The following is a 2,793-nucleotide window of genomic DNA, read 5'->3' on the forward strand; positions in this document are numbered from 1 at the left end:
GGCCGCGGCTGCGACCGCCTTGGTGAACGCGCCACGATCAGGCGCCGTGGTTCCCAGGATGTTCTTCTGCGTCACCGACACCGTCGCGCCATCGGCCGGCAGCACCGCCAGATAGGAGCTCTGCTTCAACGGAGCGGTGCCCGGCAAGTTCGTCGTCACGTCCTGCTGCACGACCAACGCGCCCTCGACGCCCGGCGTCGCGACATCGATCTCTTTCGTGGTGACCGAGCCGGTGAACGATTGGCCGTTGACCGAGCTGGTCACCTTGTGGGTCGCGCACGAACCGAGGTTGTACTTGCGGTACTTGGCGACATAGTCGGTGTCGGCGACGACCGTGCTGCCGATCAGGCCGCCGGAGGTACCGGCGGCGAAGTAGTTCGCCGTGGCGTTCTTCAAGGAGTCAGCGGAGACGCCCGAGAGGTCGGGTTGGCAGGTGGCGGGCGAGACCTTCGAACCCTTGGTGCTCGCCAGGAGCGAGTCCGCCGCCTGACTGGCCTGGTCGGCGGGGATGTTCATCTGCGTGTAGCCCGCGGGCACGTCCGACGCCTGCAACAGGTAGTCGGACAGGGGCCGATCGGCCTTCTGCGAGGCAGATTGCTGCGAGGCCGGGGAGTTCGAGTCGCTCGACGACTCCGACGAACAGCCGCCGACGAGACCTAGCGCCACCACGGCCACGGCAACCACTGAACAACTAGCGCGCATCTCTGCTCTCCTCAACTCCGATGTCGACTGCCGAGACCTTATCCGGTCGGTTGTGCGACAGCGTGTGCGAGTGAGGTGAGCGAGTCGACCTCGATGTCCGGTGGCGCGAACAGGCTTGGCCACCGGGCCCCGGAGCGGTTGATCCACGCGGTGCGGAGACCGACGCGTCGTGCACCCTCGAGGTCCCACGGGTGCACGGCGACCATGAGCGCGTCCGCGGCTGCGACACCCGCTTCGGCCAGGCCGTGCCGATACGACGCCGGTGCGGGCTTCCACGCCCCTGCGTCGGTCACCGACAGGTACCTCTCGATGGCGGCGTCCGCCGGTGTCGACCCGAGCAGTTTCCGGGCCACGTCGGCGGACCCGTTGCTCAGCGTCATCACCCGAACGCCGGTGTCGGCGAGAGCGACCAACCCGGGCACCACGTCCGAGTGTGGTTCTGCTGCAACCATCGCCGACATGATCGCCGCTGCCCCGTCGTCCACCTCCGCGTCGTCGCGCGCCGGATCGACCTCACGGATCAAGGACCGGGCGATCTCCTCCCCGATGACGGAGTACCCCGGATTGTCGCCGAGGACGGTCGACGCGAAGCCGTCACGCAGCACCGACAGATACCAGGTGCGCACATGCTCGGACGACAGACCTTGCGCCTCGAACGCGCCGACCACCGACCGCAGATCCGACAGCGTCTCGTTGACGTCGAGGAAAGCGACCTTCGGTCGGCGGGTCACGTGAACGCCTGAATGTTGTTCAGGGCGGTGATCATTCCCGATCCGATGGGACCGCTGCGGTCGTAGATGGTGGTCGTTCCCACGGCGATCCCGGCGGAGTCGAGATGGGAGGCCTCCTGCACCCCGACCCACTCCCCCTCCGGCAGCCGGGACAGCGCGACGGTCAGGTCGCCGTTGATGTAGCCGACCCACTCGGTGCCGAGGTTGGTCACCAGGCTCGTCCACTCCGTCGTCGTCACCGCGCGCACGTACGGGCTCGGCGGCCGGTCGGCGGTCATCGGCAGAACGTTCCACCAGGCGGTCGACCGGTCCGCGTTCAGGTGCGGTTCGAGTTCGTGGGTCCAGCCGGCGGTGTCGGAGTGGTACCAGGTGGTGGCGTCCGGATCGGAGTCGACATCGGGCGGGAAGGGCACGGAGTCGTCGGCGCGCCAGCGCTCACCGGGCGCGTTCTCGGAGATCCGGTACTGCACGAACACCGCACTGGCGACCAGCTTCTCGTCTTGGATTGCCTCCGCGCGGGCGACCTTGATCCGGCGCCCTGTGCGTACCAGTTCGGTGCGGACGGTCGTCGGCTTCTGCACGAACGGACGCAGCAGTTCGAAGGTGGTGCGGGCGGGGAGGAAGTCCGGCTCGCCCTGTTCCTCCTCGAGGACCTGCGCGAGGAGTCCGACGATGGCGGGGCCGGCCACCTGACCTGGCCCCCACGCGCCGACGGCGTGCTCGTTCGCCAGGTAGGCGACGGAGCCCTGATGTTCGATGACCTCGAAAAACGGTTTCACGATCTCAGGTTCTCATGTGGCCCGTCGACGTCCGTTCGCGCAGTCGCGGTGACGGTCAGAAGGGCCTGTCGAGACCGACGTAGCCGTTAGCGTGGGCGCGTGGGATTTCATGACGGGTACTTCAGTCGAGCCGGCGCGTTCACCCTGAAGCACGACCCCGTCGCGTCGACGCACAGCGTCGGCATCCCGGTCAGCACCGGACACGTCGACTACACCGAGCACTACCGCGTCTCCGTCGAGCAATACGACACCTTCGTGCGCGACCCACGTCTGGCCAAACGGTTCGCTGATGAATGTCGCCGGCACGAGCACGACGACCTACTCGTTCTCGAACCCGGATGGAACCGCGGCGCACCCCGGATGCCGGACGAGTCCGACGAGGTCCAGGCCGCCATCACCTACCTCGACACATTCACGTCGTTCCCGCGCGGAGTCGCTCTCGGCGTCGACGTCGAGACGGGACAGCCGTACCTCTCAATACCTGCGGGCGCAGGCCACAGCTCAGAGGAGTGGCGGTACTTCCGCATCTCGTCTGATGAACTTCGATCGTTCGAGGCCGACATCGAGTCGGCGATCTCGTT

General features: G+C 67.2%; 4 protein-coding genes. 1 reads left to right on the forward strand and 3 read right to left on the reverse strand.

All coding sequences use genetic code 11. The features are described from left to right. From JHC79_RS02835 to JHC79_RS02845, 3 genes are all read right to left on the reverse strand, one after another. A partial coding sequence (locus JHC79_RS02835) for a hypothetical protein (RefSeq protein ID WP_296388347.1) occupies positions 1–666 on the reverse strand: 666 nt, incomplete at its 3' end. A gap of 74 nt (positions 667–740) precedes the next feature. Further along, the gene (locus JHC79_RS02840) at positions 741–1,433 is read right to left on the reverse strand and encodes a haloacid dehalogenase type II (RefSeq protein ID WP_296388348.1); all 693 of its coding nucleotides are present in this window, start codon (positions 1,431–1,433) and stop codon (positions 741–743) included. Beyond that, positions 1,430–2,212, reverse strand: coding sequence for an acyl-CoA thioesterase domain-containing protein (locus JHC79_RS02845; RefSeq protein ID WP_296388349.1), 783 nt, complete (start codon positions 2,210–2,212; stop codon positions 1,430–1,432). The genes JHC79_RS02840 and JHC79_RS02845 overlap by 4 nt, the downstream gene beginning before the upstream one ends. 99 nt (positions 2,213–2,311) lie before the next feature. On the opposite strand from JHC79_RS02845, the gene JHC79_RS02850 reads away from it, so the two are divergent. After that, positions 2,312–2,793 (forward strand): hypothetical protein (locus JHC79_RS02850; protein ID WP_296388350.1); only part of this gene is annotated, 482 nt, incomplete at its 3' end.

Source organism: Williamsia sp. (genome assembly GCF_016462415.1).
GTDB lineage: Bacteria > Actinomycetota > Actinomycetes > Mycobacteriales > Mycobacteriaceae > Williamsia_A.